We start from the raw sequence: 2,608 nt of genomic DNA, 5'->3' as shown, positions 1-2,608 counted from the left end.
GTGAAAAAACCACATTTTGTATAAAAAGATACCTTAAGTTGATGGATGTGTGGCGAGACCCCCTATCATTAAACTTGAGATGGTTCAAATCGGAGAAAGACACCTTAAAAGGTGTCTTTTTTATTTTCAAAAGGACCTGCTCAATTCATGCGTAAATACATAAAGTAAATTGAATCCGTTAAAATACATGAGTGACCTCTTGTTTTCTCCTCTTATCTAAAGGAGGAACTGTTATGGGCTTTGGTGGTAGTTGTAGTAGTTGTGGCGGCGGCTTTGCTTTATTAGTTGTATTATTTATTTTATTAATCATAGTTGGAGCTAGCTGCTTCTGCTAAACAAACTATTAGAAAAGGCACTCATATATGGGTGTCTTTTCTTTATGGGGTAGCGTCAGAAAAATGCTGATTTACAACGTTAAGGAAATTTCAATATTAAAAAGCCTAATTTCTCAATTAAATATGAAGAAATTAGGCTTTTTTCATTTAGTGATGAAACCCATTATCACATTTCGTATCATGTGGCATAGGCCCGTCCAGGGAATCCAGAAAGGCAACGGTCTGTTTGAGGTTCCTCAAAAATAAATGCGCGAGATCCATGGAAAATCCATTTCGAACCACAACGCGCATAATCGTCACCGCTTCCATATCTGGAGGCAATGGATAGGCGGGTACTTGCCAACCGAACACACGCAATTGTCGAGATAAATCATAAAGATTCCAGTTTAATGTGTAACCATCTTTCAGTCGCCAAGCGAAAACCGGAATATCCGAACCATCGGACAAAAGTTCGAACGGTTCCATCTTCTGAATCGCCTCGCTAAGAAAAAGAGCGACTTTCTGAGAAGCCCTTTGGACATCATAGTACCCACTTTTCCCCAAACGCAGGTAATTGTAATATTGCAGGAGCACTTGTGCGCCAGGACGAGAGAAATTCAGGGCAAAAGTCGGCATGTTCCCGCCCAAATAGGAGACGCGGAAGATTAGATCCTCAGGGAGATCTTCAGCTTCCCGCCAAATTATCCAACCCAACCCAGGATAGACTAATCCATATTTATGTCCGGATACATTGATGGACTTCACCCTCGGTAATTGAAAATCCCAGACTAAATCTGGTTGAAGAAACGGTGCTATAAATCCCCCCGAAGCCGCATCCACATGCATGGGAATGTCGAGGCCCGTCCTCTCCTGTAAATCGTCCAACGCTTTCGCAATGGCGGACACCGGTTCGTAAAGCCCGGTATAAGTCTCACCGAGAATCGGTACTACACCAATCGTATTTTCATCCACGACAGCGAGGACCCCCTGAGGATCCAATCGGGGATGCTCTGGGCTAACCTTCACATAGCGTGGTTCAACCTCCCAATAGTTCGCGAATTTTTCCCAAACGACTTGAACAGCAGAACTAAACACAATATTGGGCCGATCCACCGGCTTCCCTTCGCTTTTGCGTGCATTTTGCCAGCGTCTCTTTAACGCAAGCCCCCCGAGCATACATGCTTCCGACGATCCAGTTGTTGAAACGCCCATAGTCGTAAGGGGGGTGGGCGAATGCCAGAGGTTGGCTAAAATGCGGACACACCGCTCCTCAATTTCGGCTGTCTGTGGATATTCATCCTTGTCAATCATGTTCTTGTCGAATGATTTGGCATATAAGTGCTCTGCGGCAGGCTCCATCCATGTGCTAACGAATGTTGCAAGATTCAAGCGGGCATTGCCATCAAGAGCAATTTCATCATGGACGATTTGATACGCTGTTTCTGGTAACATGCCTTCATCAGGCATGTGAAAGCGCGGAACGACTGATTCTCCTTCGCGGGCAAACAGAGGATTTACAGAAAATTCGTGAGGCAGCTCCATTTGCACGTGACGCGGTAGATATTGTGGATTATCTGGCATGATCTCTTTTCCTTCGTATGCATCGTTTTGAACTTCTGCTTTTCGATCCTGTGGCATACAAGTCCCCCTTAATTAATTTTTTAACAAACATATTATTTACAAAAAAGCATTTGTTAAACCAAGGGGACAATTCTATTAAAAGGTGCTGCTACCATTCGAATTAAAGGAGAAGCCATGAATGGACTTGCAAGAGCTATTTTCTTCGGAAAACAAGGTGAGCGAACCATACAGCATCAATTGCAAAGGGCCAGTGCCTTAAACATAATTATCAATGCCATCAGTATCTGGAATACTTTACATCTAACAAAAGCAGTTAAATATCCAAAACGGATAGGTAGTTTTAATGAGAACTTATTGCATCATATATCACCTTTAGGTTGGGAACATATCAATTTACTAGGAGAATACCATTTTAATTCAGAGAAAGTGGTTCAAGTCGGAGGAAGGCACCTTAGGGTCTCTTTTCTTTATTTTCAAAAGGACCTGCTCAATTCATGCGTAAATACATAAAGTAAATTGAATCCGTTAAAATACATGAGTGACCTCTTGTTTTCTCCTCTTATCTAAAGGAGGAACTGTTATGGGCTTTGGTGGTAGTTGTAGTAGTTGTGGCGGCGGCTTTGCTTTATTAGTTGTATTATTTATTTTATTAATCATAGTTGGAGCTTCTTGCTTCTGCTAAAAAACTATTGGAAAAGACACTCTTATATGAG

General features: G+C 42.2%; 3 protein-coding genes and 1 pseudogene. 3 read left to right on the top strand and 1 reads right to left on the bottom strand.

Translation table 11 applies throughout. The features are described from left to right. The first annotated feature begins 233 nt into the window (after positions 1-233). Positions 234-335 (top strand): YjcZ family sporulation protein, encoded by a 102-nt coding sequence (locus AB3X48_RS20895; RefSeq protein ID WP_000505688.1) that lies wholly within the window; start codon positions 234-236, stop codon positions 333-335. 147 nt (positions 336-482) lie between these two features. Here the strand turns inward: AB3X48_RS20895 and gad are convergent, their stop codons facing one another. Further along, positions 483-1,952, bottom strand: coding sequence for a glutamate decarboxylase (gene gad / locus AB3X48_RS20890; protein ID WP_016103938.1), 1,470 nt, complete (start codon positions 1,950-1,952; stop codon positions 483-485). A 105-nt stretch (positions 1,953-2,057) separates the two neighbouring features. Between gad and AB3X48_RS20885 the strand changes: the two are divergent. Then, a pseudogene (locus AB3X48_RS20885) lies at positions 2,058-2,405 on the top strand (Tn3 family transposase); the annotation flags it as partial. A gap of 70 nt (positions 2,406-2,475) precedes the next feature. Beyond that, entirely contained in the window at positions 2,476-2,577 is a 102-nt protein-coding gene (locus tag AB3X48_RS20880) for a YjcZ family sporulation protein (RefSeq protein ID WP_000505688.1), read from the top strand. The last annotated feature ends 31 nt before the right edge of the window (positions 2,578-2,608 follow it).

The sequence above is a fragment of the Bacillus sp. S4 genome (genome assembly GCF_040838205.1).
Taxonomy (GTDB): Bacteria; Bacillota; Bacilli; order Bacillales; family Bacillaceae_G; genus Bacillus_A; species Bacillus_A cereus_U.
The sequence above is the reverse complement of the archived record's forward strand: the minus strand, read 5'-3'. Positions and strand labels throughout refer to the sequence as shown.